21 protein-coding genes are annotated in these 23,152 nt (G+C 63.7%); 11 read left to right on the top strand and 10 right to left on the bottom strand.

Features of this window, described 5'->3' with window-relative positions:
* The first annotated feature begins 161 nt into the window (after positions 1-161).
* Both HMI59_RS18140 and HMI59_RS18135 read left to right on the top strand, forming a co-directional pair.
* Positions 162-1,748, top strand: a complete 1,587-nt coding sequence (locus HMI59_RS18140) for a M23 family metallopeptidase (protein ID WP_193592099.1) — start codon at positions 162-164, stop codon at positions 1,746-1,748.
* Between the two features lie 169 nt (positions 1,749-1,917).
* Complete coding sequence (locus tag HMI59_RS18135) at positions 1,918-2,865, top strand: phosphodiesterase (protein ID WP_166185852.1); 948 nt, start codon at positions 1,918-1,920, stop codon at positions 2,863-2,865.
* Here the strand turns inward: HMI59_RS18135 and HMI59_RS18130 are convergent.
* Positions 2,843-4,372 carry a stealth family protein gene (locus HMI59_RS18130; protein ID WP_370583590.1) on the bottom strand — a complete coding sequence of 510 codons (1,530 nt, stop codon included), beginning with the start codon at positions 4,370-4,372 and terminating at the stop codon, positions 2,843-2,845. The two genes, HMI59_RS18135 and HMI59_RS18130, sit on opposite strands and share 23 nt — an antisense overlap.
* 128 nt (positions 4,373-4,500) lie before the next feature.
* Positions 4,501-5,421: a hypothetical protein gene (locus HMI59_RS18125; protein ID WP_062095081.1), complete on the bottom strand. Its 921-nt coding sequence runs from the start codon at positions 5,419-5,421 to the stop codon at positions 4,501-4,503.
* Positions 5,422-5,557: 136 nt separating this feature from the next.
* On the opposite strand from HMI59_RS18125, the gene HMI59_RS18120 reads away from it, so the two are divergent.
* The gene (locus HMI59_RS18120) at positions 5,558-5,857 is read left to right on the top strand and encodes a type II toxin-antitoxin system VapB family antitoxin (RefSeq protein WP_021471645.1); all 300 of its coding nucleotides are present in this window, start codon (positions 5,558-5,560) and stop codon (positions 5,855-5,857) included.
* 13 nt (positions 5,858-5,870) lie between these two features.
* A complete protein-coding gene (locus HMI59_RS18115; protein WP_062098996.1) occupies positions 5,871-6,518 on the top strand; it encodes a LytR C-terminal domain-containing protein in 648 nt (215 codons plus the stop codon).
* A 15-nt stretch (positions 6,519-6,533) separates the two neighbouring features.
* On the opposite strand, the gene HMI59_RS18110 is transcribed toward HMI59_RS18115, so the two are convergent.
* Positions 6,534-7,223 (bottom strand): TetR/AcrR family transcriptional regulator, encoded by a 690-nt coding sequence (locus HMI59_RS18110; RefSeq protein ID WP_193592097.1) that lies wholly within the window; start codon positions 7,221-7,223, stop codon positions 6,534-6,536.
* A gap of 112 nt (positions 7,224-7,335) precedes the next feature.
* Here HMI59_RS18110 and HMI59_RS18105 point away from each other — a divergent pair, with 112 nt between their 5' ends.
* The 5 genes from HMI59_RS18105 to HMI59_RS18085 all read left to right on the top strand — a co-directional run bounded on the left by HMI59_RS18105 (position 7,336) and on the right by HMI59_RS18085 (position 13,351).
* Positions 7,336-8,343 (top strand): LacI family DNA-binding transcriptional regulator, encoded by a 1,008-nt coding sequence (locus tag HMI59_RS18105; RefSeq protein ID WP_166185855.1) that lies wholly within the window; start codon positions 7,336-7,338, stop codon positions 8,341-8,343.
* Between the two features lie 180 nt (positions 8,344-8,523).
* Complete coding sequence (locus HMI59_RS18100) at positions 8,524-9,858, top strand: extracellular solute-binding protein (protein ID WP_193592096.1); 1,335 nt, start codon at positions 8,524-8,526, stop codon at positions 9,856-9,858.
* Positions 9,859-9,893: 35 nt separating this feature from the next.
* Positions 9,894-10,832 (top strand): carbohydrate ABC transporter permease, encoded by a 939-nt coding sequence (locus HMI59_RS18095; RefSeq protein WP_021471640.1) that lies wholly within the window; start codon positions 9,894-9,896, stop codon positions 10,830-10,832.
* Positions 10,833-10,834: 2 nt separating this feature from the next.
* Positions 10,835-11,728 carry a carbohydrate ABC transporter permease gene (locus tag HMI59_RS18090; RefSeq protein ID WP_166185857.1) on the top strand — a complete coding sequence of 298 codons (894 nt, stop codon included), beginning with the start codon at positions 10,835-10,837 and terminating at the stop codon, positions 11,726-11,728.
* Between the two features lie 84 nt (positions 11,729-11,812).
* Complete coding sequence (locus tag HMI59_RS18085) at positions 11,813-13,351, top strand: alpha-N-arabinofuranosidase (protein ID WP_193592095.1); 1,539 nt, start codon at positions 11,813-11,815, stop codon at positions 13,349-13,351.
* Positions 13,352-13,470: 119 nt separating this feature from the next.
* Here the strand turns inward: HMI59_RS18085 and HMI59_RS18080 are convergent, their stop codons facing one another.
* Together HMI59_RS18080 and HMI59_RS18075 are read right to left on the bottom strand one after the other, a co-directional pair.
* Positions 13,471-14,562, bottom strand: coding sequence for a DDE-type integrase/transposase/recombinase (locus HMI59_RS18080; protein WP_227471417.1), 1,092 nt, complete (start codon positions 14,560-14,562; stop codon positions 13,471-13,473).
* A gap of 360 nt (positions 14,563-14,922) precedes the next feature.
* Positions 14,923-15,624 (bottom strand): DsbA family protein, encoded by a 702-nt coding sequence (locus HMI59_RS18075; protein ID WP_166185859.1) that lies wholly within the window; start codon positions 15,622-15,624, stop codon positions 14,923-14,925.
* A gap of 130 nt (positions 15,625-15,754) precedes the next feature.
* On the opposite strand from HMI59_RS18075, the gene HMI59_RS18070 reads away from it, so the two are divergent.
* Positions 15,755-16,828 carry a glycosyltransferase family 4 protein gene (locus HMI59_RS18070; protein ID WP_193592094.1) on the top strand — a complete coding sequence of 358 codons (1,074 nt, stop codon included), beginning with the start codon at positions 15,755-15,757 and terminating at the stop codon, positions 16,826-16,828.
* A 27-nt stretch (positions 16,829-16,855) separates the two neighbouring features.
* Positions 16,856-18,991 carry an amylo-alpha-1,6-glucosidase gene (locus HMI59_RS18065; protein ID WP_166185861.1) on the top strand — a complete coding sequence of 712 codons (2,136 nt, stop codon included), beginning with the start codon at positions 16,856-16,858 and terminating at the stop codon, positions 18,989-18,991.
* Here the strand turns inward: HMI59_RS18065 and HMI59_RS18060 are convergent.
* The 5 genes from HMI59_RS18060 to HMI59_RS18040 all read right to left on the bottom strand — a co-directional run bounded on the left by HMI59_RS18060 (position 18,988) and on the right by HMI59_RS18040 (position 23,057).
* Positions 18,988-19,518: a GNAT family N-acetyltransferase gene (locus tag HMI59_RS18060; RefSeq protein ID WP_166185862.1), complete on the bottom strand. Its 531-nt coding sequence runs from the start codon at positions 19,516-19,518 to the stop codon at positions 18,988-18,990. The two genes, HMI59_RS18065 and HMI59_RS18060, sit on opposite strands and share 4 nt — an antisense overlap.
* A gap of 79 nt (positions 19,519-19,597) precedes the next feature.
* Positions 19,598-19,990, bottom strand: coding sequence for a universal stress protein (locus HMI59_RS18055; RefSeq protein ID WP_166185863.1), 393 nt, complete (start codon positions 19,988-19,990; stop codon positions 19,598-19,600).
* A gap of 21 nt (positions 19,991-20,011) precedes the next feature.
* Positions 20,012-21,550, bottom strand: a complete 1,539-nt coding sequence (locus HMI59_RS18050) for a tripartite tricarboxylate transporter permease (RefSeq protein WP_021471632.1) — start codon at positions 21,548-21,550, stop codon at positions 20,012-20,014.
* Entirely contained in the window at positions 21,550-22,053 is a 504-nt protein-coding gene (locus tag HMI59_RS18045; RefSeq protein ID WP_021471631.1) for a tripartite tricarboxylate transporter TctB family protein, read from the bottom strand. The genes HMI59_RS18050 and HMI59_RS18045 overlap by 1 nt, the downstream gene beginning before the upstream one ends.
* On the bottom strand, positions 22,050-23,057 hold the full coding sequence (locus tag HMI59_RS18040) for a tripartite tricarboxylate transporter substrate binding protein (protein WP_193592093.1): 1,008 nt from the start codon (positions 23,055-23,057) through the stop codon (positions 22,050-22,052). The genes HMI59_RS18045 and HMI59_RS18040 overlap by 4 nt, the downstream gene beginning before the upstream one ends.
* Positions 23,058-23,152 lie beyond the last annotated feature (95 nt).

Raw genomic sequence — 23,152 nt, 5'->3', positions numbered from 1 at the left:
TGTGGAGGGCAACCGCCAACCTCAAGGACCCTTGAGGAAAAACTGAGCCAACCTTTCGCTCGAAGTCAAGCTGGAAGCCTTTATTTTCATTGGCTTACCCGCAACAATGGTGCATGCACGCCAGGCTGGGGTTTGGTGCCGCTGGCTTTGGGGAGTGTTTTGTGGGCAAGCATCATGAATCAGACCGGGTAGCGATCCTGGTGCGCACCGAGGGTTTCCGCCGCGTTTTCATCGCAGGCGCCCTCGCCATAGCTGCGTTCTTCGCTTTTGGATTCCAACCGCTGACGTCCGGTCCGTCGTATTCGGTGGATGGCGCGTCGGCACAAGGAGTCGTCGGCCCGCTGGCACTGGGAACCTTGGTGCCGCCTGAGGCCGAAACTCTGGTGCTGGACAACATGCCCGAGCCTCCTCAGCAAGTGGCCGGCACGCCGATGGTGTATTTCGACCGTGCCTTGGTCCGCACCGTGGGTGCCGATGGTTCCGGCGCGTTGACGGTTGCCTCGGCAGGGCTGTCCCGTCCGCCGGCCGGTTACCTGTACTCACCCCTGGAAATCCTGAATCCCAGCTCTCCCTACGGCTACCGCTTCAGCCCGCTGACGGGCCTGCCCGGTGAATTCCACTGGGGCCAGGATTATGCGGCGGCTTGCGGTACCCGCGTTTACGCGGCGGACTCCGGGACGGTCAAGGCCGTGGGCTGGCACAGTTGGGGTGGCGGCAACCGCGTCGAGATTGAGCACGGCAACGGCTTGGTGACCACGTACAACCACCTGCAGGCCATCGGAGTTACCCAAGGCCAGTCAGTCCGGGTGGGCCAAGTGATCGCCGAGGTCGGCACCACGGGATGGTCCACCGGCTGCCACCTCCACTTCGAAACGATCGTCAACGGGCTGCACACCAACCCGAACCAGTGGCAGTTGCTGCCCATCAAGCAGATCGATCCGCTCCAGGGCATCACCATGGTGAACTACCAGCCCGGTGTCGGCACGGGATCCGGCACTCCGCAGTGGGCAGTGCCCATCACGGACGGGACCACCCGGGCAGTTATCGGTGGTGAGCATGAGGAAGATGTGGCGCCGCCTGTCACGCAGACACCGGTGAGCCCGGGGACGCCGTCGAACACGGCAACTCCGTCCAACCCGGGCGGCACGCAGACCACGACGCCGACTCCGACGCAGACCGCGACGCCGACTCCGACGCAGACGGCGACGCCGACGCCGACGCCCACCGGGACCGCAACGCCGACTCCGACGCAGACGGCCACGCCGTCGCCCACCGGGACTGCGACGCCGACTCCCACCGGAACGGCCGCGCCCACCACTCCGGCGCCGACGACGACGGCCCCCGTCACTACGGTTCCCGCCGCACCGACGGCTGAATCCGCCGTCGTGCCGCCTGCAACCACCGTACCGCCTGCAACGACAGTGCCGCCTGCAACGACAGCTCCGGAACCCGCACCCGTAGCACCTCCCGCGGTGACTGCACCGGAACCGGCTCCGGCAGTGGTCGCTCCGGCACCCGCCCCGGCTGTGGTGGCGCCGGCACCGGCAGTCGTTGCACCTGCGCCGGCTCCGGTCGTGACGCAGCAGGCTCCCGCCGCCCCCGCACCTGCACCAACGCCGGCTGCAACGCTGGCGACACTTCCCACGGTGGTCCTGCCGCCTGGATACATCCTGATCGCACCGGACCTCGTTCAGCGCCCGGATGGTGTGATCGTGCCGTTGTCCAGCCTGATCCTGCCCACGCCGTAGGTCGGTGCACCCCGGCGGACTCTGTGGAGAGCTCCGGCGGTGACCGCAGGGAGGAAGAATTTTCCAACTTTCCGCCCGAAATTAGCCGAATGTTCGCTTCCTATCTGGTTGGATTGGACCTACTGGATTGACACGGGAGTCGCCGGCTCCCACGGACGCTAAGGCAGCCATGGAGCTCATCGAGGCCGAATATCCGAAACCAGGTCACGTGCTGTTGCACCTGAGTGATCTGCACCTGCTGGGCGGAACGCGTGCCCTTCATGGCGCTGTTGACAGCACGGAGCGGCTGCGCGAAGTCTGCCAGCAGATCATCGATTCGAGGATCCAGGCCGAAGCCGTGATCTTCACCGGCGACCTCGCGGAAAAGGGCGAACTCGAGGCCTACGAACGGCTCCGCGAAGTAGTGGAACCGCTGTGCGCGGCCCTCGGGGCTACGCCGGTCTGGGCCATGGGTAACCACGACAACCGGGCTAATTTCCGCGCGGTTTTCCCGGAGGCCGCGAAAGGCAGCCGGCCCATGGATCCGATGGACCGGAGCTACTTCGTGAACGGCCTTCGGATCATCACCTTGGACACCACGGTTCCCGGACACCACCACGGCGAGTTGTCGGAGCAGCAGCTTGAATGGCTGGCCGATGAGCTCTCCACACCAGCCCCCGACGGCACCATCCTGGCGCTCCACCACCCACCCGTGCCCTGCGTCCAGGACCTCGCGGTGTTGGTGGAGCTGCGGGACCAGGGCCGCCTGGCCGCCGTCGTCGGTAACTCGGACGTCAGGGCCATCCTGGGCGGTCACCTGCACTACTCGACGTCGGCCACCTTTGCCGGCGTGCCGGTGTCGGTGGCTTCAGCCACCTGCTACACCCAGGACCTGGCAGTGGGCGCCGGTGGGCAGAGGGGCCGCGACGGCGCCCAAGCCTACAACATGGTGCACGTTTACGAGGACACGATCGTGCACTCCGTGGTGCCCCTGTCCGGCGGCGACACCGTGGGCGAAGAACTGGACGCCGAAGGAGTCCGGCGTCGCCTGGAGGCCGCCGGAGTCGCCATCCCCGGCCAGTCGCGCACACGCTTCAGGGGGAAGACCCGCTTGTCTACTTCTCCCAAGGTGCCTTGACCGGGAAGTACTTCTCCAGGAAGTCCGTCACCAGTTGGGCGCGTTCGTCCGCGTGGACCTCGGGGAAGCTGCCGTCATTGAGGCAGAAGAGGTCCATGTGGCGCTTGGCAAGGAGCTTGGGCAGGTAGTGCAGGCCGGACCATAGGGTGGTGTCCACGTACCGGACCCGGGCGTTCTCCTGAGTGACTGCGCGGCCGGTCAGGAGCGCGTAGTAGTGGTAGAACGAGTTGGTCACGGAGATGTTGTCCGCGGCCCGGAAACGGCTGGCCGCGGTCTTGGCGAACTCGCTGGGGAACTCACGTTCCATCCGGGCCACCACGCTCCGGCGGATCGGGGCGGCCGTGTGTTCCAGGTGCCTGGTGGTGATCCGGCCGAAGCGCTCCCACAGCAGCTTGCGGTTGACCCGTGCGGCGTTCTCGAAGCCGCTGCGTTCGGCGTCGTTCTCGCCGAGCCCGATCCTGGTGTCCGCTTCGATGAACTTGGTGATGCCGCCGGGCGTGAAAAACATCTCCGGTCCAACAGGCCTGCCGAAGAACATGTCGTCATTGGAGTAGAGGAAGTGCTCCGAAAGGCCATCGATGTGGTGGAGCTGGCACTCGACGGCCTGCGAATTGTGCGTGGGCAGCACGGAGGGATCGCTGAAGAATTCCTCGCTGCGGACAATGGTCACCTTGGGGTGGTCGGCAAGCCATGAGGGGGCGGGGGAGTCCGTGGCGATGAAGATGCGGCGAATCCACGGCGCGAACATGTACACCGAGCGGAGGGCGTACTTGAGCTCGTCGATCTGCCGGTACCGGGCCTCGTGGTCGTCACCCTCGCCCAGCACGGCATCTGCCTGCTGGGCGCGCCGTGCCGCGATGTACGCGGGATCGCTGCCGTCCACCCAGGAGAAAACGATGTCGATGTCGAAATCGATGTCGCTGGCGTGGTCCGCAAACATGTTTTCGATGGTCGGCCACTCCAGGCCGTGCCGGGTCACGGAACCGCGCACGGCGTCCTGCCGCAGCAGGGTCCGGCGGGTCAGTGAATTCTCCACGGGCAGTTCCAGGCGATCGCCATCAAAGCGCCAAAGTTCCAGCTGGACGCCCAGGGCAGGTCCGTACCAGAGCCCGCCGCCGGTTTCTACCCGGGGACGGTAGAGGCGGAAGATGCGGGACTTCCGGTTGGCGGACAGCTCCCCGTCCGCCACCAGTACCGAGACCTTCTTCTTGGCATCCACGGTCATCGAATAGAACGGCTCGTTCCGGAAAGCCTCCACCAATGCGTCCCGCACGGCCTTGCGCGATTCCCAGTCGACGGCGATGACCGGACGTTCGTCGTTGCCCCGCACCAGGATGAAGTCGACGCCGGCGGCGTCCAGCGCCGCGCGGATGTCAAGCAGATCCGCAACCATGGCCTGCTGTGGCGTGAGGTCGGTGTTAAGGAGGGCATAACGCCCGCGGTGGCGAACGACGTCGGACCTGTGTTTGAGGTGCGCAACAACGGACGCGGTGGCCGCCTCCGCAATCGAGTCCTCCTCGACCGTGGGGCTGCCGTGGTAAACCTGATCGACCTGTGCCTGCGTGATGGCTGTTCCTCCTTGCTGTGTTGAAGTGAAGCTGATGTTGAGGGCGCTGCCTTGCGGCGGAGCCGGAGCTAGATGTCCAGGGCTTCGCGCCAACTGCGGAGGAATGCTCCTCCGGCGTCGTCATGGATGACGTCAGCGGCGAGCTCGAGGTCCGCCGCGGTGAGGATGGTGTAGGGCTTCACGGGAACACCGTCCGCGGGCCGTACATCCACATGCTTGACGTCGTGGTCGTTGTGGTGGAGCCAGTCCGCCATGGCGTAGTCGGTGCGCGAATCGCCCACCGTTCGCCAGGAGAGCGGCGTAATGCCCTGGGCGGCCAGGAGTTCCACGGCACGGCTTGCACCGAGGTCCTTGCCCAAACGGACCGACTCTATGTCCGTGGAGATGATGGTGGGGTCCAGCCGGTAGTCCGCGGTGTCATCGGATCCGGGTGCGTGGTGGTCCAGGATGGCCGCGTTGAGGTTGTGCCGTGCCATGATGTCCAGCGCGTCCGCGTCGAAGAGTTTCTGTTCGGCGAGGTAGTCCTCGCTGGCAACGTCAAGGTGTTGCTCCACGGAAACCATGGCCCGCTTGGTTTCGTCGAAGAACATGTGTGAGGCGTAGTCTTCGGCCACGAGCCGGCGGATGTCGTCGCCGTAAGCCTTGGGCACCGCGAGTTCGTGGTCCACGTGGATGGGACCGGGACCCTCGGCGGTGTAGCTGAACCAGACCGCACCCTTCTCGCAGATGGCGTGGATGGTGGTGCCTGCAGGCATGCCCGCGGCAATCATGGGCTCCATGACCTGTTCGCTGATGAACGCATCGGAACGGCCGGTATTGAAGATGACCGGGATGCCCGCAGCGGCCAGGGCTACGAGGTCGGCGATGATGTCCGGCTTCACGTCCCGCGTGACAGGGCTGGCGATGGGACCGTCGACGTCGAGGAGCAGCGCGAGGGCCGGGTTCTCCCGGGTAACAGTCCGGCCGGGACTTTGGAGCGGTTGAGTCATGTCCCTATTCTGTCAGTCCGCGGGGCCCACTCCACAGCTGTGACGCCGCGGGCCCGATAATCACCATTTGGCTACAACCTGCCTGTGCCGGGGCTCACAAGTTCCGTTGGGGCTGTAACTTCCATAGGCTTGCAGGGTGATCTTCAAAGCTGTGGGCGAGGGACGCCCGTACCCTGACCATGGATACTCCGCGCCGCGGGATTGGGCTGCCCTGCCTCCCCGCCCGGTCCGGCTTGACGAGCTCGTCACCACCAAGCGCACCCTGGACCTGGAAGCGTTGCTGGCTGAGGATTCAACATTTTTCGGAGACCTTTTCCCCCACGTGGTCCAGTACCAAGGGGTCATGTACCTGGAGGACGGACTCCACCGGGCGGTCCGGACGGCACTTCATCAAAGGACGGCGATCCATGCCAGGGTGTTGGTGATCGATGGCTAGGCGTCCCAAGGATGTGACGCACCTCCATGGCCATCACGTGGTCACGGGCGAGGAACTTCGCGCCACGTTCGCCGACGACTCCGGGACGCCGCCCTCACGGTTCGGGAGGCGGCTTTTCCACGCTATCGTCCTGGTCCTCCTGGTGGGGGTCATAGCGGCCGGAGCCGTGGGGGCCTGGGCGGTCATGAACGGCGTGGTGAAAGTCCCCACCGCAGTAGCCAGCAAAGCTCCCACGAGCCTTTGCCCGGGAACCACCTTCGACTACGTTCCCAACGAAACCGTCAGCCTCAACGTCTTCAATGCCACATCCCGCAGCGGACTGGCCGGCACGGTCGCGGAGCAATTCGCCGCACGCGGCCATAAGGTGGGCGCCGTGGACAACAGCGACACCGCCTATTCGGGAGTCGGCGTCGTCATATCCGGCGTCAAGGGCCAGGCAGCCGCCTTCAACATCCAGCGCAACCTCGCCGGTACCGACTACTACGAGGACAACCGTGAGGACGAGTCCGTGGACGTCATCCTCACCCCGGGTTACGAGGGCCTGGTTGAACCGGAACAGGTTGACAAGACGCCAGGCAAGCTCAGCTGCCCCCGTGAGGACCTCCGCATCGCGGACAATTCCAAGTGGCCCATCATTCCCACGGATCCCGCTGGCAACTGAACTGCCACAGCGCTTCTACGCGTCGCTGGCCTGCAGGGTCCCCGCCGCGGCAGCCCGGACCGGCTTGCCGGCGTCGTCGAACTTCGCGCCCGCCCCGAGCTGGATGAACCGCGCGGTGAGCGCCGTGGCGGTTTCGACGTCGGTGAGCGGCGATGGCAGCGGCGCGTCGCCGTCGGGCGTCTTGTTGCGTCGCGCGGCGCTGGCGGAGAGGGTGCCGTGAATGAGGCGCGCCAGCTGCGCCACGTCCACGTCCGGGAGGTAACCCTGGCGGACTCCGTCCTTAAGGATGTCTTCAAGGAGGATGTTCAGCCCGCCCACGTGGTCTGCGAGTTTGGCGAAGGACTGGGGGGAGAGGACGGCTGCCATCGCCGGCCCGGGCGGCAGGTGGCGGCGGCTGAGGTCCTCCACCTGGGATCGGACGTAGAGGGCCAGCCGGTCCACCGGATTGTCCAAGGCTGCCAGGGAATCGCGCAGGTCCCCGATGAAACGTTCGGTCTCGTCCAAGGCATACGCGATGAGCAATTGCTCCATGTCCGCGTAGTAGTTGTAGACCGCAGTGCGTCCTACGCCTGCGTGGCGGGCGACGTCGGTCATGGTCAGGCCGGGAAGGCCGTGGGTGAACAGAAGCTCACCGAACGCGGTGAGGATACGACGTTGGGTCTCGGCGCGTTGGGCAGCGTTCGTGGCGGCCGTGATCCTTGGCATATAGACACTTTACCGTTATCTGTCAGCAAATACCCGTGGACCCGGCGGGTAGAGGCGGGCGGAAACTCGCGTAGCATCGAGTCAACCGGATTGATTTCACCAAGGGGGACTGTTGCGGGCAACGGTCAAGGATGTAGCGCGCCGCGCGGGAGTGTCTCCCAAGACCGTTTCGAATGTGATGAACGGCGTGGTGCCCGTCAGTGCGTCCACGCGCTTCAAGGTCGAGCAGGCCATGCAGGAGCTCGACTACGTTCCCAACCTCTCTGCGCGGGGACTGCGCAACGGGCGCTCGGGCGTCATCGGCCTGGCCCTGCCGGATCTGGCCACTCCCTTTTCCGCCGAACTTGCCCACCATGTGGTGGAAGTTGCCCACGAACAAGGGTGGAGCGTGCAGATTGAGGAGACGGGGTTGGATCCGCAGCGGGAGCAGGATCTGATGACACGTGCCCGGTCCAACCTGATCGACGGCCTCATCCTCAACCCCGTGGTCCTTCAGGAAAGCGCCGTCAAGGTGGGCGTTTCCCTTCCTCCGGTAGTGCTGCTTGGCGAAGTCACCCAGCACATTGCCGATCGCGTGTTCGTGGACAGCATGGCTGCAGCGCGGGACATGACGCTCGCCCTGGCGAAACCGGGGCGCCGGAGGATTGCAGTCCTGGGCATCAATGCCGCCCGGCCTTCGTCAACCGCCATTCACCGCGCGGCCGGCTACGAGTCAGCCCTGGAGGCCTTGGGCATAGCGCCTGATGATGACCTGCTGATCCGCTGCGAGAAATGGACGTCCGAGTCCGCAGCGGCAGCACTTGATTCCTGGCTTGATTCGCACCCTGTTCCGGAGGCTCTGTTTTGTTTTACGGACTCCATGGCGCTGGGTGCGCTTAACGTCCTCTGGAAGCGGGGCATCCGGGTTCCCGATGATATTGCGGTGGCAGGATTCGACGACGTCGCGGACGGGCGTTTTGCTGTTCCGCCCCTCACTACTGTTTCCTTCGACCGGCGACTGGTAGCCTCCGAGGCCCTGCGACTGCTGACTGATCGAATGACGGACCGCGACTCCTCCCAGCGCGTGGTGCAGGTGGGTTACTCCATTGTGGAGAGGGGCAGCAGTACTCCACGGGGGTAAGAGGCGTCGACGTATTTCTGTTTGCGCTAACAAATTTCTCTTGCCGCAATTATTACATCGTTGTAATGTGAGAGCTGCGTCACTCCGGCTCCACCCTTCTGCTGGACCTGACGCAAGGACACCGGGACTTTTTATGCAGTTGGCAGTGACTTTCAGCGGACCCATCCAAAGGAGTGACGGGTGAAGCAATTCGAAACCATAGCCGGGAGACAGGTATCCCGGAGGCAACTATTAGCCGGATCCGCGGCCCTCGGCAGTCTGGGCCTGATGGCCGGGCTGACTGGCTGCGGCGGAGCGGCCCAGGCGTCCCAGGCACGCGAGATCGGTTTTTGGCATCTGCTGTCCGGTGGCGACGGCATCAAAATGCAGGCGATGATCGCCGCTGCCAACCAAGCCAACCCCGGCTTCAAAGTTCACCCCACCGTCCTGGCGTGGGGGCCGCCCTACTACACCAAGCTGGCCATGGCATCGGCCGGTGGCCGGCCTCCGGAACTGGCCATCATGCACGCAAGCCGCGTGCCAGGCTACGCGCCGGGCGGACTCATAGAACCCTGGGACCTGGACCTCCTCGCGGAGAACGGTGTGCGGGCCGAAGACTTCGCCTCGCGCATCTGGGAGAAGAGCCAGCAGGACGGCAAGGTCTTCTCCATTGCGCTGGATTCGCACCCGTTCATCATGTTCTACAACACGGACGTGGCGGGCAAAGCGGGGCTCCTGGAAGCGGGCGGCCGGTTGAAAGAGGTCTCGACGCCGGATGACTTCAAGGCCATGGCGCTGGAGATGCAAAAGGTCACCAAAGGCCACGGTCTCTCTTTTGGATACCTCAACCTGGGCTCCCAGATGTGGCGCCTGTTCTACACACTCTACAAACAGCACGGCGCTGAGATCGTGCTGACTCCCGGCCAGCCCATGCAGGCCGACCGGGACGCTGCAATAGAGTCGCTGGAATTCATGGCCTCGCTCTTTGACGACACCATCGCAGCCAAGAGCGGTGACATCAATACCGGCATCGCGGAATTTGTCCGGGGTGATTCGGGAATGCTCTTCAGCGGTGGGTGGGAAATGCCCACCATGAAGAAGGCGAAACTCCCTGTGGACGCCGTCACCATTCCCACTCTCTACGGGACAACGGCTGCGTACGCCGATTCGCACTCCTTTGTCCTTCCCCGGCAGCTCGTCGCGGATGAACAGAGCCGCAGGGACGCCTACAAGTTCGTCAGTGATGTCCTCAAGGGTTCGTTGTCCTGGGCCGAGGCAGGCCACATCCCGGCCTACCAGCCCATAGTGCAGTCGCAGGCCTACCGGGAACTTAGTCCACAGGCCCATTACGCCAATGCCGCGGACATCATCGCCTACGACCCCGAAGCCTGGTTCAGCGGCTCCGGCTCGGATTGGCAGACCTATTTTTCCGAGTACATCCAGAACGTTCTCCTGGGGCGCAACAAAGCAGCAGCAGGGTGGGACGGCTTCGTAGCCCGCACCAACGACCTCCTATTCCGGCCCAACCCGGTCTGACCGGCGCCGACACCCGAGCGACAAAGGAGTCCTTCATGAGTTCCTCTACACTGTCCCGGCAGGCCCGGACAACACCTCCGTCCGGCGTCAAGGCCGGCCCTTCCCTGCGCCGAAGCAGGGACAACGTGAGCGGCTGGGCATTCGCGGCCCCGTTCCTCGTGTTCTTCCTGGTATTCCTTGTATGGCCCATCCTGTACGGCTTCTACATGAGCCTGACGGGCAAATCCCTCACAGGGGCCAACGACGCAGTCATTGGCTTTGCCAACTACTCCGAGGCTTTCGCCGACGCAGGGATGTGGCGTTCCCTCGGCAACACGCTCTATTTCACGGTGATCAGCACTGTTCCCCTGGTGCTGGTTGCATTGGCCATGGCGGCGCTGTTGAACATCGGCCTCCCGGCCCAGTGGTTGTGGCGCTTGAGCTATTTTGCGCCCTTCCTCCTGGCCTCCACGGTGGTGTCCATGTTCTTCGTGTGGATGTACAACCCGCAGCTTGGACTGATCAACGACTTCCTGTCCAAGTTCGGCATCCCGAAAGTTGGATGGCTCAACGACCCCAATGTGGCCATGTGGTCAATCGTGATCGCAACGCTCTGGTGGACTGTGGGCTTCAATTTCCTGCTGTACCTGGCCGCAATGCAGAACATCCCCTCGCAGCACTATGAAGCCGCATCGCTGGATGGCGCAGGAGCCTGGCGGCAGTTCTTCTCCATCACCCTGCCCCAGCTCACGCCAACAACGGTCATGATCGTGCTGCTCCAGATTCTGGCTTCCCTCAAGATCTTCGACCAGATCTACCAGATGACCGCCGGCGGCCCGGGCGGCTCCACCCGGCCCGTGGTCCAGTACATCTTCGAAACCGGGTTCACCGGGTACCGGCTGGGATACTCCGCAGCCATCTCCTACATCTTCTTCGGACTGATCGTGATGGTGTCCGTCATGCAGTTCGTCATTACCCGCCGCAGGAGCGCTTAGCCATGGCAACTACAACCCTCACCCGTACCACCCCGGCTGCAAGAGGCCAGGTCATCCGGCAACCGCGCCGGAAGCCCACCATCGGCAAGGCCGTCGCGGTCGCCGTCGCCGCCGTCCTCGCCCTCCTCTGGCTGGTTCCCTTCGCTTGGGCAGCGGTCACCGCTTTCAAGACCGAAGCGGATGCCTCGGCGCCCAAGGTCACCTGGATTCCGCCGTCGGGCTTTACCGCGGAGGCGTTCATCAACGTGTTCCAGGCTGGCAACATCCCGCTGTGGACGTGGAACTCGCTCTACACCTCGGCGGCAATCACGTTCGTCACGCTGGTGATCTCCGCCCTGATCGCCTACGCCTTGTCAAGGATCGAGTTCAAGGGCAAGAAAGTCCTGATGACGGCAATTATCGCCAGCATCATCGTCCCGCCGCCCGTGCTCATGATTCCGCTGTTCTATCAAATGCTCGCTTTCAAGATGATCGATACGCCATGGGCCATCATTCTCCCGCAGGTAATCCACCCGGCCATGGTGTTCGTGCTGAAGAAGTTCTTCGACCAGATCCCGCGTGAACTTGAAGAAGCGGCAGTGATGGACGGGGCCAGCCGGCTCCGGATCTTCATGACGATCATCCTGCCGTTGTCCCGGCCCATCCTGGCTGCCGTCGCCATCTTCACGTTTATCGGTGCCTGGAACAACTTCCTGTGGCCGTTCATCTCCACCAACGACGATTCGCTGCTGACCCTCCCCGTGGGCCTGCAAACCATCAAGAGCGCCTATGGCGTGCAGTACGCGCAGAACATGGCGTCCGCGCTGCTCGCGGCGCTGCCGCTGATCGTCGTGTTCCTCTTCTTCCAGCGGCAGATCATCAAGGGCATCTCAACGACCGGACTCGCCGGAACCTGACCCGGCACCTGCCGAGCACGCAACAACCGATAAACCCAAACCTGACATTCAAAACCCGGATAAGAAACACACCCAAGGAGATTCATGTCCCGCGCACGCATTACGCTCGATCGCGACTTCACCGTAGGCGAGGTACCCCGCCGGCTGTTCGGTTCCTTCGTGGAACACATGGGCCGCTGTGTCTACACCGGCATTTACGAACCAGGCCACCCGGAGGCCGATGAGAAGGGCTTCCGCCAGGATGTCCTCGAGCTCGTCAAGGAACTGGGCGCCACCGTCATCCGCTATCCCGGCGGCAACTTCGTTTCCGGCTACAACTGGGAAGACGGCATCGGTCCCCGGGAGGACCGGCCGCGCCGCCTGGATGGAGCCTGGCACACGGTGGAGACCAACGCGTTCGGCCTCCACGAGTTCGTGGACTGGTCGAGGCAGGCCGGCACCGAAATCATGGAGGCCATCAACCTGGGGACCAAGGGAGTTGACGCTGCCCGCCAGATCGTGGAATACGCCAACCATCCCGGCGGCAGCTACTGGTCCGACCTCCGGGCCAGGAATGGCCACAAGGACCCGTTCGACATCAAGCTGTGGTGCCTCGGCAACGAAATGGACGGGCCGTGGCAGATCGGGCACAAGACCGCCGAGGAATACGGCCGGCTGGCACAGGAAGCCGCCAAAGCCATGCGATTTGTGGATCCCACCATCGAATTGGTGGCCTGCGGAAGTTCCAACTCCGGGATGCCCACGTTCGGCGCGTGGGAGCAGACGGTGCTCACCCATACCTATGACGAGGTGGACTACGTTTCCCTCCACGCCTACTACCAGGAGCACGACGGCGACGTCGGCAGCTTCCTCGCTTCCGCCGTCGACACCGACTACTTCATCGAGTCAGTGGTGGCGACCGCCGACGCTGTCCGGGCCAAGGGCAAGCACAAGAAGCACATCAACCTGTCCTTCGACGAGTGGAATGTCTGGTACCAGCGCGGCCGGGACACCGAGGACCAGTTGAGCAACATCGTCAAGGGCCCGTGGGTTGAACACCCACGCGTGATCGAGGACAAGTACAACGTCACCGACGCCGTGGTGGTGGGGACTCTGCTCAACTCGTTGCTGCGGCACGGCGACCGCGTGAAGATCGCCAACCAGGCGCAGCTGGTCAACGTAATCGCGCCGATCTTCAGCGAGGCCAACGGCCCGGCGTGGAAGCAGTCCATCTTCCACCCGTTCGCACGCATGGCCGAGCTGGCCAAGGGGCAGATCCTGCAGCTGTCCGTGAACTCGGACAAGTACTCGAACGCGCGTTTCGGCGACACGGACCTGGTGGACGTCAGCGCCACGTGGAACGAGGAAACGGGCCGGGTTGCCTTGTTCTTCGCCAACCGCGGACTGGAGGAGGCCGCCGACGTCGAGGCAGCCCTGCACGGCTTCGACGCCCGCCAGGTTCTTCGGGCCGAGGTCCTGGAAATACCCGACGGCGGAGACCGCTTCACCATCAACAGCCAGTCCCAGCAGGACCGGGTGGGTCTGATGCCACTGGAAGGCGTCAAGGCCTCCGGTTCCGAGCTGCGGCTGACGCTGCCCGCTTTGTCCTGGGCCGTCGTCGAACTCGAGGTGGCGAAAGCCTAGCCCCCGTACCCAACCGGGCGGCACCCAACTGGGTCGCAGTTGAGCGCATTTTGAGTCGTGTCATGTCTCAGGACCTTGTAGACACTTCATGTCTCATGACTTCGTAGACACTTGATGTCTCATGGCTTCGTGGACAGTTCGTTCGATGGTTTGGGGTTCCGGTTTTTGAGCTGTGGGTAGATGGTTCGTTTGGCGCGTGTGCCTCGGGGGTCGGCTGCGACGCCTGAGGGTTTGCCGTTGCCGACGTAGGTGGTTCCTTGTGGTGGTCTGGGGTGTGTGATGATCTCGGTGCCTTGGGCTCCGAAGAACATGATGGTGGTGTCGTCGTAGAGGATGTGCACGGTGGTGCCGGTATGTTCCTTGCCCATTTTGAAATGGGTGCCCAGGATCGTCACTGAGCCGTTTCTGTTCACTGTCCGTTGTGCGCTTCGCCTGTCCGGACGGGGCGCAATCGGTTCAGGGGCCGCTGGCGGGGACGTCTTGGGGGTGGCGTTCCAGGCTTCACGGGGTGTCATTGCGTTGGGCAGGCCTTGGTGTTCGCGTTCGTTGTTGTAGTAGAGATCGAAGGCGTCCACCTGTGACTGGAGGGCGGCCATAGAGGTTGCCGGTGGCTGCCGGTGAAGGTAGCGGTGCAGGGTCCGGTGGAACCGTTCGTTCTTGCCTTGGGTGGTCGGTTTGTAGGGTTTGCCTGTGATCGGTTCGATGCCTTTGGCTTTGAGGAACTCCACAAGCGCACCGGTGCGACCGCGGCGTGTGGGATTCAGTGCCGCACCGTTGTCGGAGAGGAATCGTTGCGGTGTCCCGTGGCGTTCGATCGCTTGCGTGACAACGGCGATCGCAGCGGCGCTGGTTTCCCCGGCTGCGACCAGGGACGCCAGTGCCAGACGTGAATGATCGTCGACGAGCTGGAAGATCGCTACCTTCTGTCCGCCGGCGAGTTGCCATTCGGTCGAGTCGATCTGCCAACAGGCGTTCGGCTGGGGATAGACGAACCTTTTGTACGCGCTTCGTGGTTTCTTTCTGGGCTCGGGCACCACGACACCTGCCCTGACAAAGATCCTGGCCACGGTGGCACGCGAAGGCGGCTTGAAGCCCTGCCTTGCGAGCTTCGCGATAACGGAGAGCGGGCCGTAATCAAACCCGCTCTCCTGAAGTTCTGCACGGGTACCGAGCAGCAGTTCGATCATGACCGGAGCCGTGACAGTGGGCATGGACTTCGGAAGCGGGGGCTTTTTCTCCAACGCCTTCACTGGTCCCACTTCCGAAGCCGCTGCCCGGACCCGGTAAAACCACGCCCGGGAGACATTGTGCTTCCTGCAAAAAGCCGAGACCGCGCCCCTAGGCGAATCCTCGGGCCACGTCGCGACAGCATGCCGAATCCTGATATCCGGCTGGGATTTACTCATGAACAGCAGCAAACCCGCCAGCAAAGTGTCCACGATGTCATGAGACAGAGTGTCTACGAAGTCATGAGACAGAACTGTCTATTAAGTCATGAGACTCCACACGCATTTTGAGTCGTCAAAACGCGCTTAACTGCGACCTACTTGGGGAAGTACGACGGCGGGTGGTCAGTTGACGGCGCAACCGTCCGGGCCGCAGGCCTCGGCATCGGAGGATCCCACCGGGATAAGCGGGTTGGCTTCCTGCCACGCCTGGTTGAGGGCTTGGGAGAAGAGCTCGGCCGGCTGGGCCCCGGAGATGCCGTACTTGCGGTCGATGACGAAGAACGGGACGCCGGTGACGCCGATGGCGCGGGCCTCGTTGATGTCCATGGTGACCTCTTCGCTGAACTTGTCCGTGGTGAAGAGTTCAGCCACCTCATCGGCCGGAAGATCCAGCGCCGCACCCAGCCCGGTCAGGTACTCCTGGCTTCCGATGTCCTTGCCGTGCTCAAAGTGGTCGCTGAGCAGGCGCTCCTTCGCCAGGTCCTGCTTGCCGTGGGTCGCTGCCAGGTGGATGAGCCGGTGGGCCGTGAAGCTGTTGGCCACCACGACGTTGTCAAAGTGGTAATCCAGCCCTTCGTCCTTCGCAGTCTGCGTGACGTGGGCGAACATCTGCTTGACCTGCTCCGGAGCCATGCCCTTGCGCTTGCTCAGGTAGTCCAGCTCGGTGCCGTCGTAGTGTTCGGGGACGGAAGGATCCAGCTGGTAGCTCCGCCATTCCACCTCCACCGAATCGCGGTGCGGGAACTGTGCAAGGGCACTTTCAAAACGGCGCTTGCCGATGTAGCACCACGGGCAGGCGACGTCGGACCAGATCTCAATCTTCATGCCTGCGTCAACCGGGGCAGCACAGGGAGCATTCCGGCAACAGGCTGTTATTTTCCTCACGGGGCTAATAGCCTTGATCCGGGTTAGGAAGTCAGCCCGCTGTGTATGGGGGTTATGCGCGGAGGCATGGATGCGCATTGGACTTATTGTTGGACCCTGGTTCACCGTCCCGCCGGAGAAATACGGCGGAACCGAGCGCGTAGTGGATGCCCTTGCGCGGGCGCTCACCGACGCCGGGCACGACGTTCTCCTCGCGGCGTCGTCGGACAGTACCTGTCCGGTACCCCAACTGGACGGGCTGGGTCCCAGCCGTCCGGGCGAACTCGGGGAGACACTCAGCGAACTCAGCCACGTGATCAGGTCCTACGCCGGCATGCGGGGAATGGACATCATCCACGACCACACGTTGGCCGGCCCACTGTACGCCCACCGTTGGCCCGATATTCCCGTGGTCACCACCATCCACGGGCCGTTGACGGCGCAGTCGGCGGAGTTGTACCGGGCAATGGCAGGGGACACCGCCATTGTCGCGATCTCCCACAACCAGGGATCGATGGTGCCGGGGCTGCCGGTTTCGGCCGTCATCCACCACGGGCTGGATCTCTCAACCGTGTCGATGGGCAATGGCGCGGGTGGCTACGCGTGCTTCGTTGGCCGCATGTGCCCGGACAAAGGGCTCATGGAGGCGGTGGGGATCGCCCGGGAAGCCGGGATACCCCTGCGGATCGCCGCCAAGATGCACGCCAAGGACGAACAGCGTTTCTACCAGGAAGTGGTGAAGCCTGCGCTGGGCCCACAGGAGGAGTTCCTGGGTGAGCTGGCTGATCCGGAGAAGTACCAGCTGATGGGTGACGCCGCCGTCCTCATCAATCCGATTCAATGGCACGAACCGTTCGGGCTGGTGATGATCGAGGCATTGGCCACCGGAACCCCGGTCATTGCTACGCCCATGGGTGCAGCCCCGGAGATCATCCATCACGGCAAGACCGGATTCCTGGGCGACGTCCACCAGTTGGCCGGTTTTGTGGACGCCGCAACGAAGCTTAGCCGCGCCGATTGCCGGAGAGCCGTTGAGGGGTACTTCAGTGCAGGCCGGATGGCAGCGGAACATCTGGAGCTTTACGCGCGGGTGATCGAACAATTCAAGGGCAAGGGGGTTACGGGCGGGCCTTACGTGAAAGAGAATCAAAGGCAGGCCTTTTAAAACCGCAGCTAAGGAGCCCCACCGCCCATGACAGCCTGGAATGCAGATACAGAAGCAGGAGCGTCCGAACTGGGGGCGGTGACGGTCGTCGAAGGCTCTTCCTTCTGCATCTCATCCCATACAGGTGACGTCCATGCGGGGGGTTCGCAGGGCGCTTACTACCAGGACACCCGAATCGTCTCCCGCTGGGTACTGCGCATCAACGGCGAACCGCGCGAGCCATTGGTGGCCCGCAATCCGACGGCTTTCCAAGCAGAATATGTGGGCCGGGCCTGCACTGAGGACGGCCGGTTCGAGAGCCCGTTGCTGGTCCAGCACCAGCGCAGCATCGGCTCGGGACTTCGGGATGACATCACTATCCGGAACTACTCCAGCGAGCCGTCCAACTGCACCATCGAAGTGATCCTCGACGCCGATCTTGCGGACCTTTTTGACGTCAAGGGTGGTCGCGCCGGACACGTTGACGGGACTCTGAAGACCGCACATGAGGACCGGCTGTACATCGAGTCCCGCCACTCAAACGGACAGCAGCGGGGCGTTTCCTTCCACGCAGAGGGGGCAAAGGTCACCGAGGAAGGGCTGACGTTCAACGTCACTATCCCTGCCAGGACCGACTGGACCGCCACTGTGATTGCCCTGCCCATCACCAATGGGAAAGAACCGGAAAATCCCTTTACCGCGGCGACACCGCTCAGCCACAGCGTCGGCGCGCAACGCCATGAACAGTGGGAGGAGCACGTTCCCCGCATCAGCGTTACCGACATCAACGTCACCGGTGTCCTGGAGAAGAGCCAGCGCGACCTCGGCTCCCTGCGGATCTTCGACGCGAAACACCCCGACCGTGCTGCCGTAGCGGCCGGAGCGCCCTGGTTCATGGCGTTGTTCGGCAGGGACTCGCTGCTGGCCTCCTATATGTCGCTCATGGTCGACCCCAGCCTCGCCGCCGGCACCCTGCAAACGTTGGCAGGCCTGCAGGGGACCAAAGTGGACATCGACTCCGAAGAGGAGCCGGGGCGGATACCCCACGAAGTCAGGCTCGGGGTGACTGCAGGGCTCTCGCTCGGCGGCACGGCCTACTACGGGACAGCCGATGCTACCCCGCTCTTCGTCTCCACCCTGGGCGAACTCAGCCGCTGGGGACTGGGGTCGGACATCATCGAATCCCTGCTCCCGCATGCGGACCGGGCAATCGAGTGGATGGAGAAGTACGGCGACCGCGACGGCGACGGGTTCATCGAGTACCAGAGGCCGAACCCCCACGGCCTGATCAACCAGGGGTGGAAGGACTCATGGGACGGCATCAACTTCGCTGACGGAACCATGGCGGAGGCGCCGATCGCACTCTGCGAAGTCCAGGCGTACGCCTATGCGGCGTACGTGGGCCGTTCCCTGCTGGCACGCGCGGCTGGGGACACCGCCGTCGAACGCCGCTGCGCGGACCGGGCCGAGGCACTTAAGGAGGCCTTCAACAAGACTTTCTGGCTGCCGGACAAGGGCTATTACGCGCTCGCCCTGGACAAGGACAAGAAGCCCGTGGATTCGTGCACGTCCAATATGGGCCACTGCCTGTGGGTTGGCATCGTGGACGAAGACAAGGCGCCGCTGGTGGCCGAGCGGCTCATGTCGCCTGAAATGTTCACCGGCTGGGGGATCCGCACCCTCGCTTCGGACATGGGGGCCTACAACCCCGTCAGCTACCACAATGGTTCGGTGTGGCCCCACGACACGGCGATCGTCGCCACCGGATTGATGCGATATGGCTTCGTTGAGGAAGCCAGTCGCGTTGCCAGCGGATTGTTCGACGCCGCCAAGCACTTCGGCGGCCGGCTTCCGGAACTTTTCTGCGGCTTTGACCGCTCGGACTTTCCGGAGCCCGTTCCCTACCCGACGGCGTGTTCCCCGCAAGCATGGGCGGCTGCGGCTCCGGTGCAGCTCGCCAGGATCCTGCTGCGCTTCGATCCGGACTTCACCCGGGACGTGCTGCACCTGGCACCGATACTCCCCGCATCCTTCGGGACGTTCAGCGCTGACAACGTCTTGCTGGGTGACTCACGGATCACCATCGAAGCAGCCGGGCCTACGGGTTCGGTGGCGGGGCTGCCGGAAAGCCTGCGGCTGCGCAACGATCCGCGGCCGCCGTTGGCCGGGGACCTGTTCGGCTAGACCGCGTACTCCATGACGAAGTCGTGCTCCACGGTGTTGCCCAGCTGGAATGACTTGGTGCCCACCCGTTCGAAGCCGTTCTTCTCGTAGAAACGGATGGCCTTGGCGTTCTGGCTGTTGACTCCGAGCCACACACCGGCCGCTCCCTTGTCTGCCGCATCGGCAAGGGAGGCCTTCATGAGCCGGGCAGCTGCGCCGTGGCCGTGGTGTTCGGGAAGGACGTAGCACTTGCTGAGTTCGGTGGAAGGCTGGGCTGAGAGGACCGAGGCCACATCGGGGTCGCTGGTGGGCTTGGCGATGAGCATGGTGTAGCCGTTCAGTTGGCCGGCGTCATCGAGCACCAGGATGGTGATGTTCGCGTCCGCGAGGTACTCGACGAACCTTGCCTCACTCAGGTGCTTCTCCAGATGGGCCTGGATGTCCTCCGGGGAGGAGCCCGGCGGGCACGCCAGCGGAAAGGTGACGGCCGCAAGCTCAGCGAGCTTCCCGGCGTCGTTGCTTGTAGCGGTGCGGATAGTCTCGGTCAACGCAGTGTCCCTCCAGGAGTCGGGTACGGAAAATGCCCCCAAGAACGCATCTTAGGGGCATTTTCCGTGCGCAAAACTCCTAGTCGGCTTTGACTGCCAGCACCGGGCAGTCCGCTTCCAGCAGGATCCGTTGGGAGACGCTGCCCATGATGAGCTTTCCAACGGGGCTGCGCCGACGCAGTCCGATCACGATCAGATCCGCATGGTGTTCATCTGCGGCATCCAGGACCTCGGCTGCAGCGTCATGGCCACGAACCGGTTGCGTGATGGTGTGGCTGATGCCTTGCGTTGCAAGCCGTTGCTCGATTCCCTGGATGTCCGGCTCCTGGGCGTAGCGGTTGTCCACCAGGGCATCGCCCTTCGAGGAATTGATGACGAGGAGGTGGTTGTTGCTCTTCTTTGCCTCGGCGATGGCCTGCGTCAGCGCGGCCTCACCTTCCGGCGTGGGGACGTATCCCACCACGATGGTCATGGGTTCTCCTGTTTCTTGGTGTTAGTCGCTGTAGTCCGCAGCACCGGAATTGGCGGGAAGCAGCGGGTCCTTGGCTGGACGTTTGGGCCGGATGAGCTTGTACGCAAACGGCCAAACCAGCACGATCGCAACGATGATGTACACAACGATCGCGATCGGCTCGCTGAAGAGCCCGGCGGGGTCGCCGGCGCTCAGTTGCAGGGTCTTGCGGAGTTGGCCTTCGATCCGCGGGCCGAGGATGACGCCGAGGATCAAGGGCAGGACAGGTAGGCCGAAGCGGCGCATCATGAAGCCCAGGGCACCGAGGACCAGCAGGATCACCAGGTCGAACGCCTGCAGGTTCACCGAGTAGGCGCCCAACGTGGCGAAGAACAGGATTCCTGCGTACAGGTAGGGCCGCGGGAGTTGGAGCAGTTTGGCCCACAGCGGAGCCAGTGGCAGGTTGATGAGCAACAGCAGCAGGTTGCCGATGAACAGGCTGGCGATCAGGGCCCACACCAGGGGTCCCTGGCTGGCAAAGAGCTGCGGTCCCGGCTGGATGCCGTAGGTGGTGAAGGCTGCGAGCATGACGGCGGCCGTTGCGTTGGTGGGCAGGCCCAGCGCCAGCATGGGGGTCAGGGTGCCCGCCGCGGCTGCGTTGTTGGCAGCTTCCGGCCCGGCCACGCCTTCGATTGCGCCCTTGCCGAATTCTTCAGGGTGCTTGCTCAGCCGCTTCTCCGTGACGTAGGAGAGGAAGGTGGGGATCTCCGCTCCGCCTGCGGGAAGGGCGCCGAACGGGAAGCCGAACGCGGTGCCGCGGAGCCACGGCTTCCAGGAACGGCTCCAGTCCTTCTTCCCCATCCAGGGGCGGCCTACGGGAATGATGTGCAATGGGCTGCGGCGGAGGTGGGCGGCAACCCAGAGGGCCTCACCAACAGCAAAAATGGCGACGGCGACAACCACAATGTCCAGGCCGTCGGCCAGGAGCGGCTGGCCGAAGGTCAAACGACGCTGGCCGGTGACCGAATCGATGCCCACCAGGCCGATGGCCAGGCCGAGTGCCAGTGATGCGAAGCCGCGGAGCCTGGACGAACCAAGGACCGCAGTGACCGCCAGCAGGGCCAGGACCATGATGGCGAAGTAGCTGGGGGCGCCAAGGCTGACGGCGAACTTGACCACGATCGGCGCGAAGACGGCCAACAAGGCGGTGCCGATGGTGCCGGCAACGAACGAGCCGATGGCTGCCGTGGCCAGCGCCTGGGCGGCCCGCCCGGCCTTGGCCATCTTGTTGCCTTCAATCGCTGTGACAACGGAGGATGACTCACCCGGGGTGTTGAGCAGGATGGAGGTGGTGGAACCGCCGTACATGCCGCCGTAGTAGATGCCGGCGAACATGATGAACGCGCTGGTGGGTTCCAACGCGTACGTCACGGGCAGGAGCAGGGCCACGGTCATGGCCGGTCCCAGGCCGGGGAGGACACCAACTGCGGTGCCGAGGAGCACGCCGATCATGGCGTACAGGAGGTTCATGGGGGTCAGGGCGGTGGCAAAACCGTCCATCAGCGAGGACAGGACGTCCATCAGAGGATTCCTTCCAGAAGCCCGGCAGGCAGTGCGATGCCCAGGCCGAGGTAGAAGCCGTAGAAGGTCAGCAGGGAGAGTGCCAGGGCAATCAGGCCGTCACGGACATAGCGCCGGCTGCCCAGGGCCAAAACGCTGCCCCAGAAGAGGAGAGTTCCGGAGATCACCCATCCGGCCCAATCGATGAGCAGGATGTTCAGGATGAAGGCGCCGGCCAAGGGGAGGACCGTCTTCCAGTCGGCGGGGTGCGCCAAGTCGACGTCTTCGCCGCCTTCGGCTTCACCCTTGCCGCCGCGGAGGACGTTGATGGCCAGCAGCACGGCACAAACCAGCAAGAGGCCTGCGACGATGAACGGCACAGTCTTGGGCCCAACCGGGTCCGACTTGGAGTACGGGGTGGCCAGGCCGTTGGCGTCCAGGAAGACCAGGACCCCGGCCGCGCCGAGCAGGAGGGAAACTCCCAGCTCGGCGCGGCCCTTGAGGCCTTTTACTGCAGTGCTCACGCCAAGCCAAGCTTGGTGAGGACGTCGGCCACCCGCTTGTCCTGGTCGGTCAGGAAGGTCTGGAACTCGTCACCGGTGATGAAGGCGTCCGTCCAGCTGTGGGTCTTCAGGGCTTCCTTCCAACCCGCGGATTCGTGCATCTTTTCCAAGGCGGCGATCAGGGACTTCTTGTCGTCATCGCTGATGCCCGGAGGTGCCACAACGCCACGCCAGTTGGTGAACACGAGGTCGATGTTGGACTCCTTGAGCGTTGGAGCGTCCACGCCGTCCAACCGCTTCTCGCCACTGGTAGCCAGGACGCGGACTTCGCCGGACTTGATCTGCTCCAGGTACTCGCCGGCTCCGGACGCTGCGAAGCCCAGCTTGTTGCCGAGGATCGCCGGCAGGAGGTCCCCTCCGCCGTCGTAGGAAACGAAGTTCACCTTGGTGGCGTCGATGCCCACGGCACCGGCCAGCTGCATGGGCAGGAGGTGGTCCGGGCCGCCCGGCGAGGAGCCGCCGCCCACGGAAATGGAAGCGGGATCGGCCTTCCATGCCTTCACCAGGTCATCGATGGTCTTGTAGGGGGAGTCCTTGCTGACCATGATGGCGCCGGGTTCCTCGATCAAGCGTGCCAGGGGAGTGGTCTGGGTCAGTTTGGATTCCGACTTGTTGGTGTAGCTGGCTCCCACCACGCCCAGGCCCATGAGCATGGCCAGATCGCCGTTGCCCTTCTCGTTGACCACGCGCGCCAGGCCCACGGTGCCGCCTGCTCCGGCCAGGTTGAAGACCTCGGTGTTGCTGGCGATCTTTTCGTCGTCCAGGACCTTGGCCGCGGCCCGGGCGGTGGTGTCGTATCCGCCGCCGGGGGTGTTGGGGACCATGATTTGCAGACCGCTGATGGGTTTGGCCGCACCGGTGCTTTCGGTGCCGGTGGAGCTCTTGCTGGTGGCACCACAACCGGTAGCCATCAGGGCGATGCCGGCTGCAACGGCGGCAATGCGCAATGCGCGGATCTGGCGCATGATGTTCCTCTTCTCAGTGAAAAAAATTCTTCATCGAATCTCTGTGCAGGTTCCCTCGGGGTCCTGCCCTGCGGTCGATGCTAGGACGGCCGGTG

Origin of the sequence: Paenarthrobacter sp. YJN-5, from assembly GCF_015040095.1 — a bacterium.
GTDB lineage: Bacteria > Actinomycetota > Actinomycetes > Actinomycetales > Micrococcaceae > Arthrobacter > Arthrobacter ureafaciens.
Note: the sequence above shows the minus strand (reverse complement) of the source record. Positions and strands in the feature narration are given on the sequence as shown.